Below are 26628 nucleotides of genomic sequence, written 5' to 3' on the forward strand. Positions count from 1 at the left end.
ACGCGCCACACGCGCACCGTGCCCGGACACCAACTCGGGGCTGTTCTGGGGCAAAATGGAGGGGTGATGCCCCAAGAGCCGACCCCGCAGCCAGAAACCAGCCAGCCCGTTGCCGCCCGCGCACCCGAGGACTCCGGGGCCATGGCGCAGGCCCTTGAGGCCGAGGCGGTCGTCCCCGGCGAGTCGCTGCGCACCGAATACGAGCAGCTCGTTGACGAGGTGCGCAAGCACCGGGCTGCGTACTACAACGAGGACGCCCCGCTGATCTCCGACGCCGAGTTCGACGCGCTCTACTCCCGGCTGCAGCGCCTGGAGGCGGAGCACCCGGAGATCGTCGCCAACGACTCGCCCACCCAGGAGGTCGGCGGCGAGGTCTCCGCGGCCTTTGCCCCCGTTGTCCACCTCTCGCGAATGTACTCCCTCGAGGACGTCTTCTCCCTGGAGGAAGTCATCGCCTGGGGCGAAAAGACCCAGGCGAATGCGGCACTGCGCGCCTCCGCGCACGAGCTCAAGTGGCTCTGCGAGGTCAAGATCGACGGTCTGGCGGTGAACCTGCTCTACCGCGACGGCAAGCTGGTGCGCGCCGCCACCCGCGGCGACGGCACCACCGGGGAGGACGTCACGCACAACGTGCTGACCATCAAGTCGATCCCCACACAGCTGGAAGGGGAGAACTGGCCTGCGGAAGTCGAGGTGCGCGGGGAGATCTTCATCCCCTCGGCCGACTTCGCCGCCTACAACGCGGCGCTCATTGAAGCTGGCAAGGCACCGCTGGCCAACCCGCGCAACGCCGCGGCCGGATCCATCCGGCAGAAGGACCCGGCGGAGACCGCGAAGCGTCCGCTGCAGATGTTCGTGCACGGCCTGGGGGTGCGGCCCGGGCTGGCCGCCGCCACCCAGTCCGAGACCTACGCGCTCATGGCTTCCTGGGGCCTGCCGGTTTCCCCGTACTCGCGCGTGGTCGACACCCTTGAAGAGGTCCTGGGGTTCATCGCCCAGAACGGCGAACACCGCCACGACCTGCTCCACGAGATCGACGGGATCGTGGTGAAGACCGACGCCTTCGAGATCCAACGCAACCTCGGTTTCACCTCCCGGGTCCCGCGCTGGGCGGTGGCGTACAAATACCCGCCGGAGGAGGTCAACACCAGGCTTTTGGACATCCGGGTGCAGGTGGGCCGCACCGGCCGGGTGACCCCGTACGCGGTGATGGAACCGGTGCTCGTCGCCGGTTCCACTGTCAGTTTCGCCACCCTGCACAACCAGGACGTGGTCAAGGCCAAGGGCGTGCTGATCGGGGACACCGTGATCCTGCGCAAGGCCGGTGACGTGATCCCGGAGGTCGTCGGCCCGGTGCTGGCCCTGCGCGAGGGCCGCGAGGACGAGCTGCGCGAGTTCACGATGCCCACGCACTGCCCGTCCTGCGGGACGGCACTGGCCCCGGCCAAGGAGGGCGACGTGGACATCCGCTGCCCCAACGCCGAGTCCTGCCCGGTGCAGCTCACCGAGCGCGTCGCCCACCTGGGCGGACGCGGCGCCTTTGACATCGAGGCGCTGGGCTACGAGGCCGCGCAGGCGCTGACCATCGGACCCGGCGAGGACCCGGAACAGAACGGCGGGGTCATCGTCCCGGCCGGCCCGGGCCCGCTGCGCAACGAGGCGGCGATCTTTGATCTGGCGTCCGGCAACCCGGATCCAGCGCTGCGCGAGACCCTGGCCGACGTGCAGGTGTGGCGGGAGATCCGCTCAAAGGGCGCGGGCACCGGAAAATTCCAGTTGGTTCCGTACTTCTACACCAAGGCCACCGCCAAGAAGCCCTCGGGCCCGACCCGGACCACCGAAAAGCTCTTCGAGGAGCTGGAAAAGGCCAAGACCAGGCCCCTGTGGCGGGTGCTGGTCGGGCTGTCCATCCGGCACGTGGGCCCCACCGCCTCGCGCTCGCTGGCAACCCGGTACGGGTCGATGGACAGGATCATCGAGGCGCTTGAGGCCGAGGGCGCCCGCGAGGCCCTGGCCGAGGTCGACGGGGTCGGCGCGATCATCGCCGACGCGCTGATCGAGTGGTTCTCCGTGGACTGGCACCGGGACATCATTGCGGCCTGGAAGGCGGCGGGGGTCTTGATGGAGGACGAGCAGGACGCATCCATCGTGAAGCACCTGGAGGGGATGAGCATCGTGGTCACCGGCTCGCTGCCGACCTACAGCCGCGACGCGGCCAAGGAAGCGATCATCATCCGCGGCGGCAAGGCCGCCGGGTCGGTCTCCAAGAACACAGCCTACGTGGTGGCCGGCGAGGCCGCCGGGTCCAAGTTGGACAAGGCGCTGGCGCTGGGTATCCAGGTGCTCGACGAGGAAGGCTTCAAGCTGCTGCTCGACGGCGGGCCCGACGCGGTCCAGGGGCGCCCCAACCCCGAGGCCTAGGCGCGTGGGGGAGCCGGCGCCCGGATCCCCTGCGCGTCTCGACATCCACCACGGCAAGGAACCTTGCCGTCCGGAAGGCAACAACCGGTTCCACGGCCATCAAGCACGGTCCCCCCAAGCCACCAAGGAGCAGCACATGAGCATGAACCCGAAGCACCTGCAATCGGCACAGGGTGCCGCCGAATCGCCAGTGGACCGGGCCGCGGCGTTGGGCCGCGAGCTGTTGGCCGTGGCGCGCGAGGCTGCGGCGGCCGGCGCCGCAGTGTTGGCCGAACGGGGCCGCGGCAAGGTGGCTGCAGACACCAAGAGCGCCGCGGGGGACTGGGTCACCGACTTTGACCGCCGTGCCGAAATAGCGGTGCGCGACGTGATTGCCGCAGCGCGACCCAACGACGCGATCACCGGCGAGGAGTACGGGCGCACCGTCCCGGCGGAGCCCTCCGGCTATCGCTGGTCGATCGACCCGCTGGACGGCACCGCCAACTTCGTGCGCGGCATCGTCTACTACTGCACCTCGGTGGCGGTGTTCGGGCCGCTCGACGAGGCCGCCGCCTCCGCCACCTCCGCCACCTCCGCCACCTCCGCACCCTCGTCCACCGCGACGCCCGAGGGCAACACGCTGGCCGCCGATGGCGCCGCCATGGATGCGGGAACCCATGGCTGGCTTGCAGCCTCCATCAACGCACCGGCGCTGGGCGTCGAGTATTACGCAGCCGCCGGGGACGGGGCATGGCTCATCGACTCGGTGCTGGCGACAGGGTCCGATGCCCGACGCGGGGGCAGCGCCACCCGGGCGCAGCGCTTGCAGGGCGGCGACAAGGAGGAGGCAGGTCGGCTGCTGGCCACGGGCTTCGGCTACGACGCTGACCGTCGGCAGTTCCAGGTCGCAGCGCTGCTGGGGCTGATGCCGGGCTTCGCCAATGTCCGCCGCATCGGATCGGCCGCGCTGGATTTGTGCCTGGTGGCCGACGGCACGCTCGATGCCTACGCGGAGTACGGCACCCAGGAATTCGACTGGGCGGCAGGCGCCCTGATTGCCGCCGAGGCCGGGCTGCCGGTGCTGCGCCCACGGACCAATCCGGGGTGGCAGGCAGCCGGATACCTGGACTTCGACGCGTTGCCCGCCGAATCATCCTTGGGTGAGGTGCCTGCGGCCGATCAACCGGCATCCGGAGCGCCCGCGGCGAAGTAGCGGCAGTGATGCAAAAGCCCGCCGCGGCCGTGGGGGCGAGTTCTAGCGGTCGTTGCAACACCCCAGATCTTTGGGAGTTGCAACGACCGTGTCGTCTTTAACGAAGAAATCACCAACCGATAAGAATCCTTCAACGCCCCGGAAGTACTCGGCCGAGGACCACGACCGATTCCTGAGTGTCTTGGACCGGACCCGGAACGTATCTGCTGCAGCCGCGGAGCTCGGGTTCAATCCAAATAAGTGCTACCAGTGGGCCCGCGAACTCACCCCAGGCATCAAATCCTCAGTCCATGGCGCCCGCGGCAAGAAGAAGGCCAAATACACCCAGGAGCAGAAAGACCAGTTCTTCACCGCGCTGGAGCGACTTGGCAACGTTTCGGTTGCCGCCCGCGAGGTCGGTATCCCCGCAGGCACCTGTTTCCAATGGGCATACAAGTCCGGAGCGGCCGTGAAGGGGACCCATGCCGGCAAACGGGAAGAGTTCCTGCGACTGCGCGGCACCGGTCTATCTCGCCGGGAGGCTGCCACGTCCGTTGGGGTTCACGTAACCACGTCAAAGGAATGGGACGCCGGCATTCGCAAGACCGGCGACCGACGCTATTACCCGGACGGTCGGGTTGTCGACTACAAACAAGGGGTGACTACTTATAATCCAGTCGAGGGTTCGTCCTTCATGGCTCCGTTTCCAGGGCTTGCCGCGCTGGAGAAACCAATCAGCGACCGCTACCTCTCCCTTTCCGACCGCGAGCAGATCCGAGACCTGCTCGCGGTCGACTCCTCGATGCGTGCCATCGCCAGGGCGCTAGGACGGCCGGTCTCGACGGTGAGCCGGGAGATCCGCCGCAACACCGGTCCCAACGGCTACCAGCCCTATGCTGCGCACCGTGCAGCGGCCAAACGCCGACCACGACCCAAGACCAGCAAGCTCTCTTGCGAGGGAACCTTACGAAAATACGTGGGGGCCAAGTTGCTTCTAGGCTGGTCACCGGAGCAAATCAGTAACAGGCTGAGGAAGATGCTCCCCGACAGGTTGGAGTTTCACGTGTGCGCTGAAACGATCTATCAGGCTCTCTACTTCCAGGCCCGTGGCGGTCTCAAGCGAGAGGTGGCCACAGCGTTAAGGACCGGCCGAACTCGCCGCAAGCCACGCACCGATCCGGAGAAGCGCACCAGCCGGTTCCGGGACCCGATGATCAACATCTCCGAGCGTCCCGCCGAAATTGAGGACCGTGCCGTGCCAGGGCACTGGGAAGGGGACCTGATCACGGGGACGCTGAATCAGTCCGCGATTGCGACTCTGGTCGAGCGAACTACCCGTTTTGTCATGCTCGTTCACCTCGACGGTGATCACACCGCCGCAACCGTTCGCGACGGCCTGATCAAGAGCATGGGTGGGCTGCCCGAGCTGCTGAGAGGGTCCCTGACCTGGGACCAGGGCGCCGAGATGGCGACGCACAAGGCTTTCTCCATGGCCACGGACATGGATGTCTACTTCTGCGATCCAGCCAGCCCCTGGCAGCGCGGATCCAACGAGAACACGAACGGGTTGCTGCGCCAATACTTCCCTAAAGGAACTGACCTCGGCGTCCATGGTCCCGAGGAACTCGAGCGGGTCGCTCGCCTGCTCAACGGACGTCCACGCAAAACGCTCGGCTGGGATACCCCGACCGAGCGCCTGCGTGAACTACTGTTGGCAGCCTAGCCACCTGGTGTTGCAACGATCCCTAGAATTCAAGTGGGGAGGGGACCACGGCGGCGGCGGGCTTTGTCGTCGGCCCCGGGCGAGGAAAGGGGGGACGAAACCGCTTCGGGCTAGATGCCGAATTGCAGCCCGGCGGCCGAATCGTCGTAGTAGCTGCGGTTCTTGAGCCCGGCGGCGGCGGCCTCGTCGAGCACCACCACCGCGTCCGGATGCAACTGCAGGACCGAGCCGGGGCAGGCGGCGGACAGCGGACCCTCGAGGGCGGCGGCAATCGCGGCCGCCTTCTTGCTGCCGGTGGCGACCAGCACCATGCGGCGGGCCTCAAGTATGGTGCCCAGGCCCTGGGTCACGGAGTGGGTGGGGACCGCGTCCGGGCCCTCGAAGAAGCGGGCGTTGTCCACGCGGGTCTGCGTTGACAGGCGCTTGATGCGCGTGCGGCTGCGCAGCGAAGAGCCCGGTTCGTTGAAGCCGATGTGGCCGTTGGTGCCGATGCCCAGGATCTGCACGTCGACGCCCGCCTCGATGATGGCAGCATCATAGGCTGCTGCCTGTGCGCGGATCTGCGCCTCGGAATCGCCGTACCCGTCGGGGGTGTTGAGCCTGGATTCCGGCAGGCCGACCACGTTGCACAGCTCGGTGACCAGGGTCTGGCGGTAGGACTGCTCGTGGGTGCCCTCCAGACCGACGTATTCATCCAGCGCGAAGGCGGTGGTCGTGCTGAAGTCGGCCTCGCCGCGCTCGACGGCCTTGGCCAGCTCCGCGTAGAGACCCAGCGGGGTGGAACCGGTGGCAACGCCCAGGACGTTGTCCCCGCTTCTGCGGCTTCGCAGTCCGTCGAGCACCGCCTCGGCGGCGAACGTGGCGGCTTCCTCGGCGGTGGCGGCGATCAGTACTTCCATGTGTGTTCCTTTGCGCTGGTGCAGGAAGGCCCTGCTGGTGTCGCGGGGCAACGCCCGGGGGCGGCCGGTGAAACCACGGCGGGTCCCGGGCGTGGACCGTTGGAAGGCCCCAAGGTGGCCAACGGTTGCTGCCGCGGCGGTGCCACGGCATAAGGGACAGCGTAGTCCGATCCCTTGTCCGACCCCTAAACCGATTGCGGTTGCATTTGCCCGGCGGCATGCTGCCGGCCACAGCGAGCGGCCAGGGTCCAAGCGCCGGGCCGCCGACGTGGCCGTGTGGGCCGGCGGGGGAGTGAGGTTGGCTACATATGTTCTGCGCCCTGAAGCCCCGGGCCCCGGGGATGCCACACTTGGAGGCAATGACTACAGCAACGCTCGCACCTTCCAGCACCCTGTTGATACGGCCGGCCACCGAATCCGACTACCCCCACATTGCGCGGATCACCGTGGACTCCTACCTGCACGCCGGGCACTTTGAGACCCCTGACCACGAGTACCTGCAGTTCGTGCAGCAGGTTGCCGCGCGCCATGCCGTCTCCGAGATCCTCGTCGCCGAACGCGACGGCGTCGTCATCGGGTCAGTCACTCTGGTGCGCGAGGGCACCGAGTACGCGGACATCGCCCTCGACGGCGAGCTGGAATTCCGCATGCTGGTGGTGGATCCTGCCGTGCAGCGTTCGGGTGCCGGGCGCGCCCTGCTGGGCGCCGTCATCGCCCGTGCCCGCGAGATCGAGGACGTGCACACCGTCTCGCTGACCACCGGCGGCCACTGGGCTGCGGCCCGCGCGCTCTACGAGGCCGAAGGCTTCGTGCATGCCTCCGAACGCGACTGGTACGTCCCGAACACCGAGATCGTGCTGGTCGTCTACACGCTTACACTCTAAAAGCGCTTTTGGTTTTTACTGCAGAGAGCCTCGTCGAAGCTTTTCGGCGGGGTTTTTTGCTGTTTTCGAAGGCAGGTGTCTGAAGCCTGGGGGAAGTACGTTGGTTTCTCTAAAGTGCGCCAGGAAGCTTCGTTTTTCGAGACCCGGTGCTCCCACGGAAAGTGCCAATCCGGCGCGAAGGTACTGTGTCGTTTCGATTCGGCCCACCACGGCCACGGCCCGATATCAGCCGACCTGGCAACGGGCGCATAGCGGTCCGCCGGATGCCTGGGTGGAACCCAAGACCGCCCGGTGGGAAGAGTCTCGTCAAGGTTTCGCGCCAGGTCCGGGCCGTGCTGACGAGCTGTCATGGGTGGAGGGATCGCCGGTGACTGCCCGGGCCTTCCTAGTTGTGGCAAAGCGGTCCCGGAAGCTGGTGGGGGTAGTGTCGAGTTGTCGGGCAAACGCACGTCGCAGCGTCTCGTCGCTGCCGAATCCGCTCAGCTGTGCCACGAGGGTGATGGGATGGCCATCAAGGATGAGCGACCGGGCCGCATCGACGCGCACCCGTTCGAGCCAGCGTGCCGGCGTCGTGCCGGCTTCGGCTTGGAACATCCGGTTCAGGTGGCGTACGCTCACCCCTGCAGATGCTCCCATCGAGGCAACGGTGTGTTCGTAAGCCGGATTGGCCAGGATCGAGTCCATGATGCTCCGCAACTTGCCGGTCTGAACCGGCGGGGTGGTCAGTGCGGTTGAGAACTGCGCCTGGCCACCGGGGCGGTGCATGAACACCACCAGTTCGCGGGCAGTCTCCCGGGCGGTCTGGACGCCGAGGTCCTCTTCGACCATGGCCAGCGCGAGGTCGATGCCGGCACTGATTCCCGCCGAGGTTAGGTAGCGTCCGTCCCGGATGTGGATGACGTCCGCTTCGACGGTGATGCGTGGATACCGTGCCGCCAGGGTGTGTGCATGGCGCCAATGGGTCGTCGCCCGACGGTCATTGAGGTATCCCAGCTCCGCCAGGACGAACGCCCCGGTGCACACCGAGGCGACGAGCCGCGCGCCGCGAGCCAGGGACTCCACGGCATCCAGGAGATCCGGGGGCACCCCGCCGTCCGGGAGGGATGCCCCTCCGACAACAAGTAAAGTGTCCAACACTCCGGCATCGACGGCAGGGATCGTCCGCGAGAGCTCCAACCCCGAGGAGGAAACCACCGGACCTCCTGCGGGCGAGATGCATACGACCTCATAGTGCTGCCGTTCGGGGTCGGCGAGATTGAACACTTCGGCTGGCCCGCTCGCATCAAGCATCGTCATGCCGTCGAAGACCATCATGCCGATTCGAAGACTCATGTCCGAAATCGAGGGAAACTAGGCAATAAAGACATGTCGCCAGCATAGCCCGCTCGGGCAGGATGGAAGAAGCACCATTGGCAAAACGAGTTTTAGAAGGCGGAAAGCACTCATGACCGAAACCATCGCAGGTATCCGGATCCCCGACAGCAAGATGGCCAGCGACGCCACCGAGCTCTTGCGCGAGGTGGCCACCGAGCTCGTGTACAACCATTCCCGACGAGTGTTTGTCTTCGGAGCGCTGCGCGGCCTGGAACAAGGGCTCGACTACGATCCCGAGCTGCTGTACATCGGGGCGATGTTCCACGACCTCGGACTCACGGACAAGTTCGCCCGGACGGACCAGCGCTTCGAGATCGACGCAGCCGACGAGGCACGCCGCTTCCTGGGGGACTACGGCATCACCGGCGAGGCCGCCGACAAGGTGTGGTCGGGCATCGCCCTGCACACCACCCCGGAAATCCCGCTGCACATGGCACCAGAGATCGCGTTGGTCACCCGCGGTGTCGAGCTCGACGTGCTGGGCATCGGCTACGACGCCATCACTGACGAGCAGCGCAATGCAGTCGTAGAAGCACACCCGCGCCCCGACTTCAAAAACCAGATCTTGGCAGCCTTCACCAACGGTCTCAAGGACCGGCCCGACACGACCTTCGGCAACGTGAAGGCCGACGTGCTGGCCCACTTTGTCCCGGGGTTCAAGCGTGGCGACTTCGTTGAGGTCATCCAGGGATCGGCCTGGCCCGAGTAAGCCGACGCAGGACATCCGGTCCACGCAGTCGGGGAACGTGGCGGCCTGCCTCACCGAGGCGGGCCGCCGTAGGCGAAGGTCGGCTTCCGGCTGTCATGCGGGCTGTTCCCGCCCGGGTTATGCATCTCTCCCGCAAAACAAGCGGTAGATGATGACCGAATGCATCATTCGGCAGTCCGGAGATCTGGCTGCTTGACGGGCGCCACCCCGCGGCGATGATGCCCAAAGCCTGGTCCGCGGAGAACAAAACGGCGGTGAACCTGATGGCCAAGCGCTTCGGGACCGGTCCGCCAGCCCCGCCGACGCCCGGCCCGGCCGAGACCTGCGAGGCTTCGGTGAAATCGTTGCATCTTCGCTAGCCGTGGCGACCTTCCCCGGTCCGATCCGCACCAGCCGGACCGGGTCGCTACGCCATGCCCAAGAAGTACCGGCTCAGGGCTTTCCAATGAGTTGTAGCAAGAACCCCGAGAAGTGCTGGTGTAAATGAGAAGGGCACCCCCGCCGGAACGGGGTGCTTGGCAAGCGCTGGATCTACGACGGGACCGGGGAGCCTGTGCGGCAGGCGCAGGGTCGCGCGTTGCTGGCCGGTTAGGTCCAGGCACAGCACCAGAATGAGTCGCACAGTCTCGAGCCGCTGGTCGGCGTGGATCGCGCCGCCGTCGGTGGTTCCGGTGCGGGTACCGGAAACGGCGCGATCACCATGATCCGCCGCCCCGTGGCCGGTGGCGCGGGCGCGTCGGGCGCCGCGGCCGGGCACGGCCCTGCGGGCGGGCCACTCGAAGCCGGTGGCGGTGGCCGGGCGTACTAGACTAGGGGGGAAACCCATCCGCCCACCTAGGGAGATACATGTCTGCCATCAGCCGTGAGGACGTTGCGCATTTGGCGCAGCTGGCCCACATCGAGATGAGCGATGCCGAGCTGGACAAAATGACCGGCGAACTCGGTGTCATTGTCGATTCAATCGCGTCGGTCTCGGAGGCCGCCTCTGCCGATATCCCGGCCACCACGCACCCCATTGCCTTGTCGAACGTGTTCCGCGAGGACGTCGTGGGAACGACGCTCACCGCCGAGGAAGCGCTGATGAACGCCCCGGACTCCGTCGACACCCGCTTCAAGGTGCCGGCCATTTTGGATGGAGAGTAATTCATGAACGAGATCATCCATCTTTCCGCCACCGAGCTGGCCGCCAAGCTGCGCGCCGGCGAAGTCACCTCCGTACAGGCCGTGCAGGCGCACTTGGACCGCATTGCCGAAGTTGACGGCGGGGACCGCGGAATCAACGCGTTCCTGCACGTGAACACGGAAGAAGCACTGGCCGTTGCCGCCGAGGTCGACGCCATCCGCGCCGCCGGCGGAGCAGACGCGCAGGCGCTGCACCCGTTCGCCGGCGTGCCGATCGCCATCAAGGACCTCATTGTCACCAAGGGGCAGCCCACCACTGCCGCCTCGAAGATGCTCGAGGGCTGGATGAGCCCCTACGACGCCACGGTGATCCAGAAGGTCCGTGCCGCGAAGCTTCCGATGCTGGGCAAGACCAACCTGGACGAGTTCGCGATGGGTTCCTCCACCGAGCACTCCGCCTATGGCCCGACCCGCAACCCGTGGGACCTGGATCGCATCCCGGGTGGTTCCGGCGGCGGCTCGGCCGCGGCGGTTGCCGCCTTCGAGGCACCGCTGGCACTGGGCACCGACACCGGCGGCTCGATCCGCCAGCCGGGCGCCGTCACCGGCACCGTCGGCGTGAAGCCGACCTACGGCGGGGTCTCGCGCTACGGCGCCATCGCCATGGCCTCCTCGTTGGACCAGATCGGCCCGGTCACCCGGACCGTGCTTGACTCCGCGTACCTGCACGAGTTGATCGGCGGACACGACCCGGCCGACTCCACTTCGCTGAACGAGCCGGTTCCGGCCCTCGTTGAGGCCGCCGAGCTTGGCGCCTCCGGCGACATGGCCGGCGTGCGCGTCGGCGTCATCAAGGAACTGCAGGGCGAAGGCTACGAAGCCGGCGTTCAGGCACGCTTCGACGAATCGCTCGAGGCCCTGCGTGCCGCCGGTGCGGAAATCGTCGAGGTCTCCTGCCCCAACTTCAAGTACGCGCTGGGTGCCTACTACCTGATCATGCCCTCGGAGGTTTCTTCCAACCTGGCGAAGTTCGACGGCGTGCGCTTTGGCACCCGCGTGCTTCCCACGGAGGGTCCGCTGACCATCGAACGCGTCATGGGTGCCACACGCGCAGCCGGCTTCGGCGACGAGGTCAAGCGCCGCATCATCCTGGGCACCTACGCGCTGAGCGCCGGGTACTACGACGCCTACTACGGTTCGGCGCAGAAGGTCCGCACGCTGATCCAGCGAGACTTCGACGCCGCGTTCGCGCAGGCCGACGTGCTGATCTCCCCGACGTCCCCGACCGTCGCCTTCGAGCTGGGCTCCAAGACCGACGACCCGCTGGCGATGTACCTCAACGACGTTGCCACCATTCCGGCGAACATGGCCGGGATCCCGGGCATCACCGTTCCCGGTGGCCTGTCCGAGGGCTTGCCGGTCGGGATCCAGTTCCTGGCCCCGGCCCGCGAAGACGCCCGCCTGTACCGTGCCGGTGCGGCACTTGAAAAACTGCTGGAAGACAAGTGGGGTGGCAGGTTGATCGACCAGGCTCCCGAGCTGTCCGCCGCCACCACTGGAGGGGTTGCCTAACTATGGCTTCGTACACCGATGAACTGGTCGACTTCGACGTCGCACTGGAAAAATACGACCCGGTATTGGGCTTCGAGGTCCACGTCGAGCTGAACACCAAGACCAAGATGTTCTCCTCGGCACCGAACGTGTTTGGCGATACGCCCAACACCAACGTGACCCCGGTCTGCCTGGGCCTGCCCGGCGTGTTGCCGGTGGTCAACAAGACCGCGGTGGAATACGCGATCATGATCGGCCTGGCGCTGAACTGCAAGATTGCCGAGACCTGCGGATTCGCCCGGAAGAACTACTTTTACCCGGACACCCCGAAGAACTTCCAGACCTCGCAGTACGACGATCCGATCGCCTACGACGGCTGGATCGACATCGAGCTTGAGGACGGCGAGGTCTTCCGCGTCGAAATCGAACGCGCCCACATGGAAGAGGATGCCGGCAAGCTCACTCACATGGGCGGGGCCACCGGCCGCATCCAGGGCGCCGACTACTCGCTGGTCGACTACAACCGCTCCGGCGTGCCGCTGGTCGAAATCGTCACCAAGACCATCGAGGGCGCCGGCAAGCGCGCCCCCGAGTTGGCCAAGGCCTACGTTGCTGCCATCCGCGAAATCGTCAAGGCACTGGATGTCTCGGACGCAAAGATGGAGCGCGGCAACGTGCGTTGCGACGCCAACGTCTCGCTGATGCCCAAGGGCGCCGAGAAGTTCGGGACCCGCACCGAGACCAAGAACGTGAACTCGTTGCGCGCCGTGGAGCACGCGGTGCGCTTCGAGATCGAGCGCCACGCAGCGGTGCTGAACTCCGGTGCAGCCATCGTGCAGGAAACCCGCCACTGGCACGAGGACACCCGCACGACGACCTCGGGCCGCCCGAAGTCCGACGCGGATGACTACCGCTACTTCCCGGAGCCGGACTTGGTTCCGGTCGTCACCACTCCCGAGTGGATCGAGGAGCTGCGCGCCCGCCTGCCCGAGCCGCCGGCCGAGCGCCGCAAGCGCCTGCAGGCCGACTGGGGCTACTCGGATGCCGAGTTCCGCGACGTCGTTAACGCAGGTGTCACCGAGGCGATCGAGGAAACCATTGCCGCGGGCACGAGCGCCGCGGTGGCACGCAAGTGGTGGATGGGCGAGATCGCCCGCCTGGCCAAGAACGCCGATGTCGAGATCCTGGATCTGGGCGTCGAACCGGCCACCATCGTCGAACTGAACTCTCTGATCGAGGGAAAGAAGATCAACGACAAGATCGCCCGCCAGGTGCTCGAGTTCGTGGTCGCCGGCGAGGGTACCCCGACCGAGGTCGTCGAGAAGCGCTCGCTGGCCGTGGTGAACGACGATTCGGCACTGGGTGCTGCAGTTGATGCCGCCATGGAAGCCATGCCGGATGTCGTTGCCAAGGTCAAGGGCGGCAAGCTCCAGGCCATCGGCGCCCTCATGGGTCCGGTCATGAAGGCCACCCGCGGACAGGCCGACGCCGGCCGTGTGCGCGAGATCGTGCTTGAAAAGCTGGGCATCGAGGGCTAGTTCCCCGATATACGGCATCGAGCCCCGGATCCCCGCTTCGTGTGGGGGACCGGGGCTCGACTTCGTTGGGGAGACGGACTGGTTCATGCTTCGCACACCTGTCGACCACGAGGCGGGGAGTGCCCGCCCGGGCGCTTCTGTGTTTGGCAAGCCGGGAAACTAGAACAACGTCGGGTTGCTGTTGAATTGCCGCCAGAAGGTGTTGCGTCGGGGCTTTTGCCCGGGATCCATAAATTTGGGCAGGATGACGGAAAAGAGCCCGTCGGTGTCCCGAACGACGTCGATCAGCCCGGTGTGTTTGGCATGGTGATGCCCGGAACAGAATGGCCGCCCGTCATTGATCTTGGTTGTTCCGCCCTTGGCCCATTCGTCGTCATGGTCGATCTCGCAATGCTCCGGGGGCACAGTGCAACCGGGGAAGATGCAGCCGCCGTAGATGCCGAGGATCGCCACGCGCATGTAGTCGGGGAAGAGTCTTTGCTCGCGGCCGAGGTCCAGGATCTGGGATTTCCCGCTCATGGTGATGGGGATGGCTCCGGCGTTGCACAGCTGCTGCCGCAACTCCGCCGGCGTGAACCGTTGACCGTGTGCCGTGAGTCCCGATTGTTCCGCCTTTCCCTCAAGTTCGGCCAGCGTGGTGATGATGACAAGTTCCGGTGAGGGAAGCCCCGCGGTCTTGGTGCCCTTGGTTGGTTTGCCATTGGTCTTGATCAGGTTCATCAGTCCCTGGAGATGTCGTTGCGGCGGGGTGAAGCCGTCGGCGCCATAGGTGGTGTTGTTCATGGATTCGAGGATGTCGGCCTCCGTCGGCAATGGATCCAGGGTGAGTTTGTTGGCTTCGGCGGGGTCGGTCAGCGGGAGGCCGGTCGCGGGATCGACCAGAAAGTCGGGGAAGTCCGGCAGCGAGGGGGCGGTGCCGGTTTGCGTGCCGTTCCCGGCGTCCATGACGACGGCTTCTGGTGTTTCGGCGGAAACCCCGGAAACTTTGGTGCCGTTAGAGCCGCCGGTGACGTTGGAAGAGCCGGCGGCCTGCTGGGCAAGTGCGTCGCGATCCCCGGCCTTGGTCCGCGGGTTGTCCAACTGGGCGAACAGCGCGAGCAGAAGCTCGGCGTCTGCCGCCCGGACGCGCAACAGAAACTCGGCGATCCCTGCGTTGGTGCCGCGGTAGAAAGCGCCGAGTTTGGTGCGCAGCACTTCCTCGGAGGGCTCCTTGACGCCGTGATCGAGCGCGACCTGGATGGCGTTGAACAGCTTGTTGGTGGTGCGGGGATCTTGTTCCCGCACGGATTCGGCGACCTGGGCCTCCAACCGGGCGGCCAGCTCGTCGGAGTTCGGGTATTGCCTGATCTCCGGCTGCATCCGCTCAAGCTTCTTGGCAGCATCGGCAAGCTGGTGGGGCGAGGCCTTGCCGTCCGCGAGTGCTTGGGCCAGCAACGGGAATTGCGGCGGCTGCTCGATGCCGTGGACATCCGTGCTCGGGAAGAGACGGGCGGCGGCGCGTACGCGATCGCGGGCCTCGACGAAGCCGATGCGGAACGTGGACTGCAGGAACTCGGTGGTGTCCTTGAAGGTGGGCCGTCCCTTCGGCGGGGTGGCGGGCGCTTCGGGCAGGTCAATGGTTCCCTCGATGTAGGCGGGCGGGTCCGCGAGGCACCGGTTGATCCCCAGCAAAGTGTCTTCGGGCAGCTCGCGGACCAGGGTGCGCTGGGCCAGATCGGTGGCAGAGAGCTGGGCGAAGCCGGTGCTGCGGTGGGTTCGTTCGACCACCTGTACGAAGTAGGCAGCGTCCGCGGGCGAGCTGGTGTGCTTGGCGATGCGCGGGGCCAGTTCCTCGAGGGCCAGAGCCAGGGCGGTGTAGGCGCGCAGCTCATCGTCCGGGGTCGCTGGGTACCTCGGATCCTCGCGGTCTCCCGCGAGCAGGGCGATGGCCGCTGCGGTGGTCATGGTTCAAGCATGCGCCGCTGAATGCCGCTGCGCGGGTCGATACGCGGGCATGTGGATAACTGTTGCAGGAGGGACGGAAACACCAGAATCGGGGGATATGCGGCCAATCCAGGAACCCCGAATATTCAACAGGGCAACGAGGACGGGAGATACACAGGAGTCTTGGCCACGGCGCCCCGGCCGTCCTTGCCGTGATAGGCACGGCAAAGGCCGATGCCGCTGTCGGAAAGGCGGTTGCGGATCTGCCGAATTGAATCCGGGGTGAATCCTTCCCATTGCATGTGCATCAGCACGGTGTCGCCGCGCCGTGCCGCCCCGGCCCGGGCGACGGTGGTCTGCTTTGAGCGCACCATCCAGTCCAGGGTGTCGTGGGTCCACGTCCAGATCTTCATGTCCGCCCGGGCATAGGCACATCGCACGTTCGAATTGATCGCACCGTAGGGAGGCCGGCCGTAGTTGGTGCGGACGCCGGTGCCGCGGAGCTCGCGGGCACCCTGCGTGCAGCTGAGCCTGCGCAGGTCGACGTGGTTTGCCGAGTGGTTGATGACCCATTGCCCCTTGGAACGGGCCAGGGCAGCAAGATCCACGCCGTAGCGGCGCTTGAAGGAGACGAGGCAATCGCCCGTGGGTGCCAGCACCAGGCCGATGTTCGACTTGCCCGCGTAGTTGATCACGGACTTGAACGAGGACAAGGTGCGTGGGCAGTCGTCGTAGGTCAAGACCACGCGCGAGGTCTTGTTGGGCCCGCGGTTCTGGTGGGCGAGCGGAATGGAAGGAAGCTTGGGTCCGGATTTGACGGGTTTCCCGGCGGCAAGATATTGGCCGCTGGCCCAGCCGGTGCGCGACTTGTAGGTGACCTTGTACCAGCCGCTGGAGGCACGGGCCTGGACCTTGACGCTCGTCCCCTTCGGGATGGTGATGATAATCCGCGTCCGGGTGCTGCTGCCCGTGCGAAGATTCAGGTTGGCCTGGGTAGTCAGCAGCGCGGGCAGCTTCGCCGTCGCCACCTTCACGGGGCCCGGGACGGCGGGCAGCGCGGCAGCTGGCTGCGCGATCGTCACCGCGGATGCCTGGTGGGCCGTCGGCGGAGCGGCGCCGGCTCCGGAAGCCACGATTGCTGCAGCAAGGATCCCACAAGCCGCACCGCAAATTGTCCTGGACATGCCCGTCAGCTTAGCCATGACGCTTCCCCCAATATCGACCGGCCCCAACCGATCCCCTAACGGGATATTCTCCTCCCCCCGCTGCCACCGGGACAAGGGGTTCGGGAACGCGGGACTTCACGCCCCGCTGTCGATGACCCCGGGGCTCCCGCAGCCACGACGCCGGCCAGTGCCCGGAGCAGCAGCCGCCCCTTGACATGCAAGCAGCGACTTGCCTTAATGGGGAATGTGGAAGAGCTGCTGAAAGCGCTGGCGGACCCGACCAGGGCAGCGATCCTGGACGAGCTGGTGGATCGCACCGGCCAGACGCTCTTTGAAATCTGCAACCGTTTGGCCTCCCGTCACCGCATCAACCCCAGCAGACAGGCGATTTCGCAACACCTGCAGGTGCTCGAGGCAGCGGGGCTGGTCCACAGTGAACGGTCGGGCCGGTATAAATTCCATTACGTTGACACCTCGCCGTTGCGCCGGATCGCAGAGCGCTGGCCACCCGCCGGGCCAGAGGCGGCCCGCCCGGGGAACGCGCAGCCAGAGCGGAAACCTGCCGCGCCGACCCCCGGCACGGAATCCGGCACCCTCACCACCACACCAACCACGGGTACGGGCGCACCGCGCGCCGGCGCTTCGTCGTCGAAAGGAAATGCATCATGAGAATCAACCTTGCCAGCGTGCTGGTCAGCGACCAGGCCAAGGCGCTGGAGTTCTACACGAAGAAGCTGGGATTCGTGAAAAAGAACGACGTGCCGATGGGGGAGTTCTCCTGGCTGACGGTCGTCTCGCCCGAGGAACCCGACGGGGTGGAGCTGGTGCTTGAGCCGGCCAACCACCCGGCCGTGAAACCGTTCCGGGACGCGCTGGTGGCCGACGGGATCCCGTTCACCTCCTTCGCGGTCGCCGACGTGCAGGCCGAGTACGAACGGCTGGTGGGCCTGGGTGTCGAATTCACCCAGCCACCGACCGCCATGGGGCCCGTCACCACGGCGGTGTTCGATGACACCTGCGGGAACCTGATCCAGATTGCGGCGATGATCGAGGACGCATGAGCCCCACCGGCTCCACGCCTCGGCCTGCGGCGGACGTAGGCGTCGATCCGGAGATGGTCGGTACCTTGGTGCGCGCGCAATTCCCGGAGCTGGCCCACCTGGAGCCGGGTTTCGCCGATGACGGCTGGGACAATGCCATCTACCGGCTGGGGCCTGACCTTGCCGTGCGTCTGCCTCGCCGGGCGGCTGCCCATGGGTTGCTGCTGAACGAGATGCGCTGGCTGCCGTTCCTGGCACCCCGGCTGCCGCTGCCCGTTCCGGTGCCGGTGCATCGCGGGAAGCCGGGGGAGGGCTACCCGTACCACTGGGTGATCGTGCCCTGGTTTTCCGGACGCAGTGCTGCATCGGTGCCGGCGGCGGCGCGCGACGGCTATGCCGGGGCGCTGGCTGCGTTCTTCAGGGCATTGCATGTGCCTGCCCCGGCCGATGCCCCGCGGAACCTGGTGCGCGGGGTGCCGCTGCGGGATCGGGACGACGCGGTGCGGTCGCGCCTAGAGGCCGTGGCCAAACCCCTGCGCGGGGCCCTGCTGGCCATGTGGGAGCAGGGACTGGCCGAACTGGAACACGTCGGCCCGCCCCTGTGGCTGCACGGGGATCCGCACCCGCACAACATGCTCGTCCACGACACGGCGGGTGCCGGGGAATCGGCTGCCGGCACCGGGCACGAGCCGGCCAGGCTCAGCGCGGTGATCGACTTCGGCGACCTGACGGCGGGTGACCCGGCCTGCGACCTGGCTGTTGCGTGGTTGCACTTCACACCCTCGGGACTGGAGGAATTCCGGGAGCGGCTGGCCGGCCACGGCCTGTATTCTCCCGGCACATGGGTTCGCGCCCGGGCCTGGGCAGTGAACTACGCGGTGCTGATGGCCGGGCTGCCGTCCGGTGACCCGTTGCATGCCGTTGGCACCCACGGCATAGAACACTTGCTGGGCCCGACGTGAACCCCTGCCTGCCCGATATCCAGGGGATGTGTGGTCCCCGTGGCGTGGCTTCGTGGTGCACTGGAGCCCGGATGGTCAGTCGAGGCTGAGCTCGGCCATGGCCTGGCCCATGGCGGCGGCCACCAGTTGCACGCTGCGCCGGTGCATGGATTCGGGCCGCGCCAGCAGGTCGATGCGCCGCCGGTTGGCGATGCCCTCCAGGGGACGGAGCACCACGGAGGTGCCCAGCGCGGATCCGGCGGTATATCGCGGGATGATACCCAGCACGTCTCCGCAGGCCACCAGCGCCGCGACGGTGGCGTAGTCGTTGATGCGGTGGATGACCCGCGGTGCGTCCCCGGAGACAGCGCTGATGGCCTTGAGCACGTCGGCGGGGGAGTAGCCTTCGCGACTGACAACCCAGCGCTCGCCGACGAGATCCGCAGGGAGCAGGGTCGCACGGGCCGCGAGCCGGTGGTGGGAGGGAAGGGCGATGTCCAGCGGTTCGTGTGCGAGTGCGGAGACAACCACCCGGTCCGCGGGCCAGGGCGGGGTGTAGTCCATCCGGTGGGCCAGCACCAGGTCGTAGCGGGCGGTCAGCGCCGGGAAGTCCTGCTGTGCGACATCCTCGTCGAAGAACTGCGGCACCGGGGCGCCGGGGGCCTCGAGCTTGGCCAGCAGCGGGCCGAAGAGCGCCTGTCCCACGGAGTGGAACCCGGCGACCGTCACCGGCGCGGCAGGGCTTTCCTGGAATTCGCCGATGGCGGCCCGCGCGGCCGCCAACGAGGAGACCACCGAGGCCCCGGCGGCTGCCAGCACCTCGCCGGCCTCGGTGAGCACCAGGTTCCGGCCTTCCTTGCGGGTCAGCGGCACGTGGATGTTGCGCTGCAGCAGGGCCAGCTGCTGGGACACGGCAGAGGGGGTGACATAGAGGGCGCTCGCCACGGCCTTGACCGAGCCAAGGTCGCCGAGTTCGCGCAGGATCTGCAACTGGTGGACTTCCATGTAGACAATCCTAAATCGTTGATTGAGAAACCTGCGTATCTTCTAAGGTATCCACCGATGGCGCAAGATGCCAGACTGGAGTCGAATCGTCCAAGAACGCGCTTGGATCGGCGCAAGTGAGGAAACATCGATGAAGGCACTGTACAAGTCCGGACCCCACGCCGGATTCGAGCTCGTTGAGCGCCCCGAACCCGTCGCCGGCTTCCACGACGTGAAGATTCGCGTGATGACAGCCGGCATCTGCGGCACCGACCTGCACATCCAGGCCTACGACGACGCAGCAAAGGCCATGATCAAGGCGCCGATGATCCCGGGCCACGAGTTCTACGGCGAGGTCGTGGAGGTCGGGTCCGACGTCCACAACGTGCAGGTCGGGGACCGGGTCTCCGGCGAGGGCCACGTGGTCTGCGGAATGTGCCGCAACTGCCGGGCGGGCCGACGCCAGATGTGCATCAACACCGTCTCGGTGGGCGTGCAGCGCGACGGCGCCTTCGCCGAGTACGTCGTCATTCCCGAAGCCAACGTCTGGGTGCACCGGGATCCCTCGATCACCCCTGAACTCGGGGCGATCTTCGACCCTTTCGGCAACGCCGTGCACACGGCACTGTCCTTCCCGCTGGTCGGAGAGGACGTGCTGATCACCGGCGCCGGGCCGATCGGGCTGATGGCCGTCGCCGTCGCCCGCCACGCAGGGGCCCGCAAGATCGCCATCACCGACGTGTCGCCCGAGCGCCTGGAACTGGCCCGCGGCATGGGCGTGGACCTGGCGATCGACGTGTCCAAGACCCGCATCAAGGACGCCCAGCGCGAGCTCGGGATGGTCGAGGGCTTCGACTTCGGCATGGAAATGTCCGGGCACCCCACGGCCCTGCCGGAAATGATCGAGAACATGAACCACGGCGGGCACATCTCGATGCTGGGCCTGCCCTCGAGCTCCATCGACATCGACTGGGGCAAGGTCGTCACCCACATGCTCACGCTCAAGGGCATCTACGGCCGCGAGATGTTCGAGACCTGGTACGCCATGAGCGCCATGCTCACCTCCAACCCGGTTTTGCGCGAGCGCATCTCCTCGGTGGTCACCGACTACCTGCCCGCCACGCAATGGGAAAAGGGCTTCGACGCCGCCCGCTCCGGCCACGGCGGCAAGGTCGTCCTGGACTGGACCGTCTTCTAAACTTCCCCAAGCCTCTTCCACCTTCCGACGCGACTTCCAGGAGAAGCACATGTACACCACCATGAAAGACGAGCTGGCAGCCGAACTCGCGCAGCTGCGCACCGACGGCCTGTTCAAGTCCGAACGCCACATCGACTCCGCCCAGTCCGCCCGCATCTCCGCCGGCGAGCTCGGCTCCAGCGCCAAGCAGGTGCTGAACTTCTGCGCCAATAACTACCTGGGCCTGGCCGACGATGAACGCATCATCGCCGCGGCCAAGGACGCCATGGATTCCCGCGGCTTCGGCATGGCCTCGGTCCGCTTCATCTGCGGCACCCAGGATGCGCACCTGGAACTGGAGGCGGCGGTCTCCAGGTTCCTGGGCACCGAGGACACCATCCTGTTCGGCAGCTGCTTCGACGCCAACGGGGGCGTCTTCGAGTCGCTCTTCGGTCCGGGTGACGCCATTATCTCCGACGCGCTGAACCACGCCTCGATCATCGACGGCATCCGGCTGTCCAAGGCCGTGCGCTTCCGCTACGCGAACCAGGACATGGCGGACCTGGAAACCCAGCTGCAGGCCGCCGCCGCGCTGAACGACGGGGCGGGTGCACGCCGCACCATCATCGTCACCGACGGTGTCTTCTCCATGGACGGTTACCTGGCGCCGCTGGCGGCGATCTGCGACCTGGCGGACAAGTACGACGCCCTGGTCATGGTCGATGACTCGCACGCGGTGGGATTCATGGGCGCCACCGGTGCCGGAACCCCCGAGCACGCGGGTGTCTCGGACCGCGTGGACATCTACACCGGCACCTTCGGCAAGGCCCTGGGCGGAGCCTCGGGCGGATACGTCTCGGGCCGCGGGGAGATCGTGGCGATGCTGCGCCAGAAGGCGCGTCCCTACCTGTTCTCCAACTCACTGGCACCGGCCATCGTCGCGGCAACCTTGAAGGCGCTGGAGCTGGTCGAGGGCTCGGGCGAGTTGCGCGAGAAGCTCTTCGCCAATGCGGCGCTCTTCCGCACCCGCATGACCGAGGAGGGCTTCGACCTGCTCGAGGGCGAGCACGCCATCATCCCGGTGATGTTCGGCGATGCAGTGAAGGCCGCCGAGGTCGCTGGCAAGATGCTGGACCACGGCGTCTTCGTCACCGCCTTCAGCTTCCCGGTGGTGCCCAAGGGTGCCGCGCGCATCCGCGTCCAGCTTTCGGCAGCACACTCGGCCGAGGACATCGAGGCCTGCGTGCAAGCGTTCATCGCCAGCCGCTAAATGCACTGGTCATCATGGTGTGCTCCTGGGCAACAGAGAGCACACCATGATGTGTCTTGTTAACGAATGACGCCCGCTGCATCATCGCCCAAACGCGTGACAAACACCTCTACGGTCGCCGCGGTCTTTTCCTTTCGGCGAGCCCATGGAGAATGGCAGCTATGCGGACAAGTTGGTGACCAAGTGCAGCCTGCGGTCCGCTCGTGGCGCGCCCAAGGCAATGAGCCGGGCATTGATCTCATCGGAACCCAAAGCCCAAGCCCTGGCATCTTCGAGACTTTTCCCAAACTCGGCATGCCGCCGAACCAAGCGGTCGTGCCGAATCGTGGTGGCAGGTTCCAGATACCACGAGGTGTCAAGGCATGCTGCCGCACGACCCCAGACCGAGTCGTCATGTAGTAGGTAGTTCCCCTCGACCACGATCAACGGTGTCCTGTAATCCACCTGCACCGCACAGGCTATCGGCTCTTCGATTTCCCGCCGGAAGATCGGGGCATAAATAAGGGGGTCTTCTCGGGTTTGAGATTTGATCCGCTCCAGCATCAGGGCGCAACCCATTGCATCGAAGGTGTCTATGGCTCCCTTACGGTCACATTTCCCTTGGGCTCTGAGTACCTCGTTGGCCAGATGAAACCCGTCCATCGGCAGCAACGTGGACAGATCTGGACCAAGTGCCCTGACAATTTCCGCGGCCAACGTGGACTTTCCCGATCCCGGTGCGCCAACGATGCCCAGGATGTGCCGGCCCGATTGTCTGGAAAGTAGCTTGGCATGACCCACCAGCTCGTCCAGTCCCACTTGTTCAACGGACATTTTGCGGTACTCCCGTGAGTCGTTGTAAAAAGAAACCTTGTGGGCCACGGCCGTTGCCTACATGGGGTAGTTTTCCAGAGCCTTGAGCCATTCTTGCTGACCCAGACGCTGCACCTTGCATGCTGCCACTTCGGACGCCAATTCCAAGGCAGGAGCGAACGCTAGCTGAAGCTGGGCCACGGCATAAACATATGCGCCGTGAAAGACATCGCCTGCGGCCAGCGTGTCGACGGCCGTCACTGTAGGTACCTGTATTTCACCACCGGTGATTTCACCATCATTTTGTCCACGTTCGCGCCATGCGATGGGGCCGGCACCGTCCGTCACTGCCACCCGCCGCGTGCCCCGGCGCAAGATTTCGTCCATCATGGATTGACGGTCAGTGGTTCCTGGGACGGTGAAATCTGCAGAGCACACGACGTCGTCGGCCAAGGGCAACAGAACTTCCATTACGGGTTTCCATCGCCCCGCGTCGAGAATGACTCGGACGCCCTTTTCGTGGGCCATACCCGCAGCCCAGCGAGCGATCCGGGGATGGTGGCCATCAAGGAGCAATGCCGCACAGTTAGCCAGGTCTGGAGGAATCTCGGGCGGAGATAGATCCATTCCCGTCGCATCGGAGGAAACGATGGCCCGGGCGCCGGTGTCCCCGGTGAGAATGATGCTTGAGAGTGACGGCATGGCCTCCTTCGGAGCCCAATCGTCAACTGTCACGTCTCGTGTTTCTAGGGTGTTGAAAATCGTGGCACCCACAGTTCCGAGACCGAGCCCAGTACCCAGCCGGGACTTGCCGCCCAGGGCGGAGCAGGCAAGGGCAGCGTTGGTAGCAGGCCCTCCCGGTGCGACCTCTTGCCAAGTGGAAGTCACCTTGTCGTTTGGGCTGGGCCAATTTTCGACCCTTTGGATTACGTCCATCGTCGCGAGTCCGACAAACCAAATCCATGGTTCGCTATTGAGGATGTCCCGCGATTCCTGGTCTGTCATGCTGTACCTGATATTTCCCGGTCCGTCGGCTCCAATGCGCCGGTCATCATGGCCACGACCTCGGCCATATTGCGCTTTTTAGGATCTACGACGGCTGCCCGCTTGCCCAGCCGATGGACGTGAATTCGGTCAGCAACTTCGAAGACGTTGGGCATGTCGTGGCTGATAAGAACCACAGGAATTCCTCTGTCTCGGATCTTGCGGATCAGTTCGATCACCATGCCAGTCTCACGCACGCCAAGTGCAGCGGTGGGTTCGTCCATGACGATCACCTGTTTGCCGAACGCCGCGGTTCGGACCACCGCCACGCCCTGGCGCTGTCCGCCGGAGAGTTTTTCGACCGGCTGGCGCACTGATTTGATGCCGATCTTCAGATCGGCCAGGTGCATTGCTGATTCCTCACGCATCCGCTTCATGTCCAATTGTCGGAACACCGAGCCGAGGATGCCGGGCTTACGCAGCTCACGGCCCAGGAAAACGTTGGTTGCTATATCCAGCGCTGGAATCACGGCCAGATCCTGATAGACGGTCTCAATTCCGTGGGCCCTCGCATCCAAGGTGTTCTTGAAATGGATTTCCTTCCCGTCCAAAGCGATTGTGCCTTGGTCCGGAACCAATGCCCCTGTCAGTGCTCGAATCAAACTTGACTTGCCCGCGCCGTTGTCTCCGATGACGGCCAGCACCTCGCCATCGTGCAGATCGAAGTCGGCGCCGTTGATTGCCGTGACACTGCCATACCGCTTGACTAAACCGCGAGCTTGGAGGACCATACGTCTCTCCACGATGTTTTCACTCATGAGCTTCTCCTTCGTGCGAGGGTGTCCAACGCGACGGCAGCGATGACCAGGACTCCAGTGGCAATATTTTGATAAAGGGCATCGACGCCGGCGGCTGTGAGTCCGCTTCGAAGCACACTGACGATGAGCATGCCGAATAACGTTCCGAATACACTGCCCCGGCCACCGAAGAGACTGGTGCCGCCGATGACCACGGCTGTGATTGTTTCGAGGTTCGCCTGTTGAAACGCGTTGGGATCTGCCACCGGGATGCGGCCCATTGCCGCCCATGCAGCCACCGCGGCAATGAGCCCTGCAATACCGTATACATACAGCAAAGTTTTCTTAGTCTTGATACCCACGAGTTGGGCGGCGCCGGGGTTCCCTCCCACCGCGTATATATGCTGGCCAGTTGCAGTCTGCTTGAGCATGTACCAAACCAGTAGATAGACAACGAACATGGCCAGAATCCCGTATGTCACGGTGAACGTGCCGATTTTAAATGAATCACCCAAGAAAGTCTGTAAGCCGTCGATAGCGGCATAGGTTTGGGAACCTGCATACAACTGCGTAGCTGCAAAGAAGACAGTGAAAGTACCCAGCGTGACAATGAATGGGGGCAGCCCCAAAACGGCCACCAGCGCCCCATTGAGCAGCCCGGCCAAAATGCATACGCCCGCCGCGGCTGCAAGCCCAACCCAAGGGCCATGAATGGCACCGATCTTTGCCATGACCAAGGTGCCGAGGATGGCGACGGCTCCAATGGACAGATCGATTCCGCCAGTGAGGATGATCAGGGTCTGTCCAACGGCCAGAATGCCAATGACCACTGATTGCTGTAGGAGCAGTGACAAATTGGCGGTGGAAAGGAAGTTATCGGAAATAAAGCTGAAGACGATGACGGCAATAACGAGTGCCGCTAGGGGGCCAAGCAATGGCTGGCGAATGATTTCCAGCAGTCGGGCGCCGCGGATTGGTGATGCCGGAACGGAATCAGTTAGTGGTGAACTCAAGTTCTTCTCCCAGTGGGGGGTGGAGGCTTAGAGGCCCCCACCCCCGATTTTGGTCGGGTATTGGTCATGACCGGGTGATTAGCCCCAGCAGTTCTCCAGACCCCACGCAGTGTCCTTGGAATCGACTCCGGAGACCGGCGTGTCGGTGATGATGACAGTTCCGGTGTCGGTGAAACCGGTTGGCTTAGTTCCGGACTTGGCGTATTCGACGACGGATTTGACTCCTTCGGCGGCCATCGTGCCAGGGAACTGCATAACGGTGGCGCCGATGATGCCCTTCTTGACGTTGTCGACGCCGGTGCAACTGCCATCAATTGATCCGATGGTGATTTGGTCCTGTTTTCCGGCCGCCTTGATGGCTTGGTAAGCTCCAGCGGCGGCTGGCTCGTTGATTGTGTATAGCGAGTTTGCGTTGGGGACACGTTGGAGCAGATTTTCCATGGCCGTTTGGGCTTTGGTTTGATCGCCATTGGTGTTCTCTTGGCCGCTGATCTCGGGGGCACCTTCGGCCAAGCCCATGCCTTCGAGGAATCCGTCGTGGCGGAAGGTATCGACAGTGCCGCCCGGCGTGCCATCGAGCATGATCAGCGAAGGTGCCTTGCTGCCAAGTGTCGCCTTAACCCAAGTGCCCTGCAGGACACCGGCCTTCAAGTTGTCCGTCGCGAATGTTGCATCAACCGCGTCGGCAGGCTCCGTTGCCGTGTCCAAGGCTACGACGACGACACCTGAATCGCGCGCTTTCTTGATGGCTGAAAGGATGCCAGTTGAGGAGTTCGGGGTGATCAGGATTCCCTTTACGCCTTGGGCTACGAGATTCTCGATGGCGGCGACCTGGCCCTCGTTGTCACCGTCGAATTTTCCTGCCAGCGCCACGACTTCCGCACCTTCTTCCGCAGCTGCCTCTTTCGCGGCTTCGCGGAGCTTTACGAAGAAGGGGTTGGTGTCCGTCTTGGTTACCAGCCCGATCTTGACGGGGGTCGCGGCATCGCTACTCGCGCTGTTGTTCCCGGCTTCCGCCCCGCCGTTCGAACCGCAAGCGGCCAAAGTTATCGCAAGCGTGCCGACTGAAACGACACCCAAGAACTTGCTGAATTTCTTCATGATGAATTCCTTTTGACTTCCTTGTCGCTGGATGGCCATGCAGGCGGT

At 65.1% G+C, this 26628-nt stretch carries 24 protein-coding genes; 13 read left to right on the forward strand and 11 right to left on the reverse strand.

All coding sequences use genetic code 11. The annotated features are described in order from the left end of the window. The first annotated feature begins 66 nt into the window (after positions 1–66). The 3 genes from ligA (at position 67) to ABD687_RS18910 (ending at position 5315) form a co-directional block, all read left to right on the forward strand. A complete protein-coding gene (gene ligA / locus ABD687_RS18900; RefSeq protein WP_377700311.1) occupies positions 67–2421 on the forward strand; it encodes an NAD-dependent DNA ligase LigA in 2355 nt (784 codons plus the stop codon). 142 nt (positions 2422–2563) lie between these two features. Beyond that, positions 2564–3613 (forward strand): inositol monophosphatase family protein, encoded by a 1050-nt coding sequence (locus ABD687_RS18905; RefSeq protein ID WP_409373468.1) that lies wholly within the window; start codon positions 2564–2566, stop codon positions 3611–3613. 490 nt (positions 3614–4103) lie between these two features. Beyond that, positions 4104–5315: an IS30 family transposase gene (locus tag ABD687_RS18910; RefSeq protein WP_425566788.1), complete on the forward strand. Its 1212-nt coding sequence runs from the start codon at positions 4104–4106 to the stop codon at positions 5313–5315. A 110-nt stretch (positions 5316–5425) separates the two neighbouring features. Here the strand turns inward: ABD687_RS18910 and ABD687_RS18915 are convergent, their stop codons facing one another. Then, positions 5426–6214 carry a glucosamine-6-phosphate deaminase gene (locus ABD687_RS18915; RefSeq protein WP_302262738.1) on the reverse strand — a complete coding sequence of 263 codons (789 nt, stop codon included), beginning with the start codon at positions 6212–6214 and terminating at the stop codon, positions 5426–5428. 359 nt (positions 6215–6573) lie between these two features. Between ABD687_RS18915 and ABD687_RS18920 the strand changes: the two genes are divergently transcribed. Further along, positions 6574–7098, forward strand: coding sequence for a GNAT family N-acetyltransferase (locus ABD687_RS18920; RefSeq protein WP_302262737.1), 525 nt, complete (start codon positions 6574–6576; stop codon positions 7096–7098). Positions 7099–7404: 306 nt separating this feature from the next. On the opposite strand, the gene ABD687_RS18925 is transcribed toward ABD687_RS18920, so the two are convergent. After that, the gene (locus ABD687_RS18925; RefSeq protein ID WP_302262736.1) at positions 7405–8430 is read right to left on the reverse strand and encodes a GlxA family transcriptional regulator; all 1026 of its coding nucleotides are present in this window, start codon (positions 8428–8430) and stop codon (positions 7405–7407) included. 112 nt (positions 8431–8542) lie between these two features. Between ABD687_RS18925 and ABD687_RS18930 the strand changes: the two genes are divergently transcribed. Further along, positions 8543–9181 (forward strand): HD domain-containing protein, encoded by a 639-nt coding sequence (locus ABD687_RS18930; protein ID WP_302262734.1) that lies wholly within the window; start codon positions 8543–8545, stop codon positions 9179–9181. A gap of 406 nt (positions 9182–9587) precedes the next feature. On the opposite strand, the gene ABD687_RS18935 is transcribed toward ABD687_RS18930, so the two are convergent. Then, positions 9588–10007: a hypothetical protein gene (locus ABD687_RS18935; protein WP_310288937.1), complete on the reverse strand. Its 420-nt coding sequence runs from the start codon at positions 10005–10007 to the stop codon at positions 9588–9590. A gap of 20 nt (positions 10008–10027) precedes the next feature. On the opposite strand from ABD687_RS18935, the gene gatC reads away from it, so the two are divergent. Genes gatC through gatB form a run of 3 tightly spaced genes read left to right on the forward strand, consistent with a single transcriptional unit; the run spans position 10028 to position 13392 of the window. Next, positions 10028–10324, forward strand: coding sequence for an Asp-tRNA(Asn)/Glu-tRNA(Gln) amidotransferase subunit GatC (gatC, locus tag ABD687_RS18940; protein WP_217389748.1), 297 nt, complete (start codon positions 10028–10030; stop codon positions 10322–10324). Positions 10325–10327: 3 nt separating this feature from the next. Then, positions 10328–11875 carry an Asp-tRNA(Asn)/Glu-tRNA(Gln) amidotransferase subunit GatA gene (gatA, locus tag ABD687_RS18945; RefSeq protein WP_302262733.1) on the forward strand — a complete coding sequence of 516 codons (1548 nt, stop codon included), beginning with the start codon at positions 10328–10330 and terminating at the stop codon, positions 11873–11875. Between the two features lie 2 nt (positions 11876–11877). Beyond that, entirely contained in the window at positions 11878–13392 is a 1515-nt protein-coding gene (gene gatB / locus ABD687_RS18950) for an Asp-tRNA(Asn)/Glu-tRNA(Gln) amidotransferase subunit GatB (protein WP_264268184.1), read from the forward strand. A gap of 159 nt (positions 13393–13551) precedes the next feature. Here gatB and ABD687_RS18955 read toward each other — a convergent pair whose 3' ends face one another. Together ABD687_RS18955 and ABD687_RS18960 are read right to left on the reverse strand one after the other, a co-directional pair. Next, positions 13552–15336 carry an HNH endonuclease signature motif containing protein gene (locus ABD687_RS18955; RefSeq protein ID WP_310288930.1) on the reverse strand — a complete coding sequence of 595 codons (1785 nt, stop codon included), beginning with the start codon at positions 15334–15336 and terminating at the stop codon, positions 13552–13554. A gap of 125 nt (positions 15337–15461) precedes the next feature. Beyond that, positions 15462–16517 (reverse strand): SH3 domain-containing protein, encoded by a 1056-nt coding sequence (locus ABD687_RS18960; protein ID WP_310288927.1) that lies wholly within the window; start codon positions 16515–16517, stop codon positions 15462–15464. 201 nt (positions 16518–16718) lie between these two features. Between ABD687_RS18960 and ABD687_RS18965 the strand changes: the two genes are divergently transcribed. The 3 genes from ABD687_RS18965 to ABD687_RS18975 are packed head-to-tail and all read left to right on the forward strand — an operon-like array spanning position 16719 to position 18483. After that, positions 16719–17150: an ArsR/SmtB family transcription factor gene (locus ABD687_RS18965; protein ID WP_310288925.1), complete on the forward strand. Its 432-nt coding sequence runs from the start codon at positions 16719–16721 to the stop codon at positions 17148–17150. Continuing rightward, on the forward strand, positions 17147–17542 hold the full coding sequence (locus ABD687_RS18970; RefSeq protein WP_310288922.1) for a VOC family protein: 396 nt from the start codon (positions 17147–17149) through the stop codon (positions 17540–17542). Before ABD687_RS18965 ends, ABD687_RS18970 begins: the two co-directional genes overlap by 4 nt. Next, the gene (locus ABD687_RS18975) at positions 17539–18483 is read left to right on the forward strand and encodes an aminoglycoside phosphotransferase family protein (RefSeq protein ID WP_310288919.1); all 945 of its coding nucleotides are present in this window, start codon (positions 17539–17541) and stop codon (positions 18481–18483) included. The genes ABD687_RS18970 and ABD687_RS18975 overlap by 4 nt, the downstream gene beginning before the upstream one ends. A 75-nt stretch (positions 18484–18558) precedes the next feature. On the opposite strand, the gene ABD687_RS18980 is transcribed toward ABD687_RS18975, so the two are convergent. Further along, positions 18559–19467, reverse strand: coding sequence for a LysR family transcriptional regulator (locus ABD687_RS18980; RefSeq protein ID WP_302262727.1), 909 nt, complete (start codon positions 19465–19467; stop codon positions 18559–18561). 130 nt (positions 19468–19597) lie between these two features. Here ABD687_RS18980 and tdh point away from each other — a divergent pair, with 130 nt between their 5' ends. Both tdh and ABD687_RS18990 read left to right on the forward strand, forming a co-directional pair. After that, positions 19598–20644: an L-threonine 3-dehydrogenase gene (gene tdh, locus ABD687_RS18985; RefSeq protein WP_310288917.1), complete on the forward strand. Its 1047-nt coding sequence runs from the start codon at positions 19598–19600 to the stop codon at positions 20642–20644. A 49-nt stretch (positions 20645–20693) separates the two neighbouring features. Continuing rightward, positions 20694–21893: a glycine C-acetyltransferase gene (locus ABD687_RS18990; RefSeq protein WP_310288914.1), complete on the forward strand. Its 1200-nt coding sequence runs from the start codon at positions 20694–20696 to the stop codon at positions 21891–21893. Between the two features lie 159 nt (positions 21894–22052). Here the strand turns inward: ABD687_RS18990 and ABD687_RS18995 are convergent, their stop codons facing one another. The 5 genes from ABD687_RS18995 to ABD687_RS19015 form a co-directional block, all read right to left on the reverse strand. Continuing rightward, on the reverse strand, positions 22053–22754 hold the full coding sequence (locus ABD687_RS18995) for a nucleoside/nucleotide kinase family protein (protein ID WP_310288911.1): 702 nt from the start codon (positions 22752–22754) through the stop codon (positions 22053–22055). Positions 22755–22763: 9 nt separating this feature from the next. Then, on the reverse strand, positions 22764–23690 hold the full coding sequence (locus ABD687_RS19000; RefSeq protein ID WP_310288907.1) for a PfkB family carbohydrate kinase: 927 nt from the start codon (positions 23688–23690) through the stop codon (positions 22764–22766). After that, positions 23687–24487, reverse strand: a complete 801-nt coding sequence (locus ABD687_RS19005; RefSeq protein WP_310288904.1) for an ATP-binding cassette domain-containing protein — start codon at positions 24485–24487, stop codon at positions 23687–23689. The genes ABD687_RS19000 and ABD687_RS19005 overlap by 4 nt, the downstream gene beginning before the upstream one ends. Then, the gene (locus ABD687_RS19010; RefSeq protein ID WP_310288901.1) at positions 24484–25479 is read right to left on the reverse strand and encodes an ABC transporter permease; all 996 of its coding nucleotides are present in this window, start codon (positions 25477–25479) and stop codon (positions 24484–24486) included. Before ABD687_RS19010 ends, ABD687_RS19005 begins: the two co-directional genes overlap by 4 nt. 78 nt (positions 25480–25557) lie before the next feature. Beyond that, entirely contained in the window at positions 25558–26580 is a 1023-nt protein-coding gene (locus tag ABD687_RS19015; RefSeq protein WP_310288899.1) for a substrate-binding domain-containing protein, read from the reverse strand. Between the last annotated feature and the right edge of the window lie 48 nt (positions 26581–26628).

Source organism: Paeniglutamicibacter sulfureus (assembly GCF_039535115.1).
GTDB lineage: Bacteria > Actinomycetota > Actinomycetes > Actinomycetales > Micrococcaceae > Paeniglutamicibacter > Paeniglutamicibacter sulfureus.

What these genes read in the sequence shown, in the direction of transcription:
- ABD687_RS18975 (WP_310288919.1), top strand. Translation starts at nt 17,539, where the DNA reads ATGAGCCCCACCGGCTCCACGCCTCGGCCTGCGGCGGACGTAGGCGTC.
- gatC (WP_217389748.1), top strand. Translation starts at nt 10,028, where the DNA reads ATGTCTGCCATCAGCCGTGAGGACGTTGCGCATTTGGCGCAGCTGGCC.
- ABD687_RS19015 (WP_310288899.1), bottom strand. Translation starts at nt 26,580, where the DNA reads ATGAAGAAATTCAGCAAGTTCTTGGGTGTCGTTTCAGTCGGCACGCTT.
- ABD687_RS18920 (WP_302262737.1), top strand. Translation starts at nt 6,574, where the DNA reads ATGACTACAGCAACGCTCGCACCTTCCAGCACCCTGTTGATACGGCCG.
- ABD687_RS18970 (WP_310288922.1), top strand. Translation starts at nt 17,147, where the DNA reads ATGAGAATCAACCTTGCCAGCGTGCTGGTCAGCGACCAGGCCAAGGCG.
- ABD687_RS18980 (WP_302262727.1), bottom strand. Translation starts at nt 19,467, where the DNA reads ATGGAAGTCCACCAGTTGCAGATCCTGCGCGAACTCGGCGACCTTGGC.
- ABD687_RS18905 (WP_409373468.1), top strand. Translation starts at nt 2,564, where the DNA reads ATGAACCCGAAGCACCTGCAATCGGCACAGGGTGCCGCCGAATCGCCA.
- ABD687_RS18925 (WP_302262736.1), bottom strand. Translation starts at nt 8,430, where the DNA reads ATGAGTCTTCGAATCGGCATGATGGTCTTCGACGGCATGACGATGCTT.
- ABD687_RS18990 (WP_310288914.1), top strand. Translation starts at nt 20,694, where the DNA reads ATGTACACCACCATGAAAGACGAGCTGGCAGCCGAACTCGCGCAGCTG.
- ABD687_RS19005 (WP_310288904.1), bottom strand. Translation starts at nt 24,487, where the DNA reads ATGAGTGAAAACATCGTGGAGAGACGTATGGTCCTCCAAGCTCGCGGT.
- ABD687_RS18960 (WP_310288927.1), bottom strand. Translation starts at nt 16,517, where the DNA reads ATGGCTAAGCTGACGGGCATGTCCAGGACAATTTGCGGTGCGGCTTGT.
- tdh (WP_310288917.1), top strand. Translation starts at nt 19,598, where the DNA reads ATGAAGGCACTGTACAAGTCCGGACCCCACGCCGGATTCGAGCTCGTT.
- gatA (WP_302262733.1), top strand. Translation starts at nt 10,328, where the DNA reads ATGAACGAGATCATCCATCTTTCCGCCACCGAGCTGGCCGCCAAGCTG.
- ABD687_RS18965 (WP_310288925.1), top strand. Translation starts at nt 16,719, where the DNA reads ATGGGGAATGTGGAAGAGCTGCTGAAAGCGCTGGCGGACCCGACCAGG.
- ABD687_RS18915 (WP_302262738.1), bottom strand. Translation starts at nt 6,214, where the DNA reads ATGGAAGTACTGATCGCCGCCACCGCCGAGGAAGCCGCCACGTTCGCC.
- ligA (WP_377700311.1), top strand. Translation starts at nt 67, where the DNA reads ATGCCCCAAGAGCCGACCCCGCAGCCAGAAACCAGCCAGCCCGTTGCC.
- ABD687_RS18935 (WP_310288937.1), bottom strand. Translation starts at nt 10,007, where the DNA reads ATGGGTTTCCCCCCTAGTCTAGTACGCCCGGCCACCGCCACCGGCTTC.
- ABD687_RS19000 (WP_310288907.1), bottom strand. Translation starts at nt 23,690, where the DNA reads ATGACAGACCAGGAATCGCGGGACATCCTCAATAGCGAACCATGGATT.
- ABD687_RS18930 (WP_302262734.1), top strand. Translation starts at nt 8,543, where the DNA reads ATGACCGAAACCATCGCAGGTATCCGGATCCCCGACAGCAAGATGGCC.
- ABD687_RS18955 (WP_310288930.1), bottom strand. Translation starts at nt 15,336, where the DNA reads ATGACCACCGCAGCGGCCATCGCCCTGCTCGCGGGAGACCGCGAGGAT.
- gatB (WP_264268184.1), top strand. Translation starts at nt 11,878, where the DNA reads ATGGCTTCGTACACCGATGAACTGGTCGACTTCGACGTCGCACTGGAA.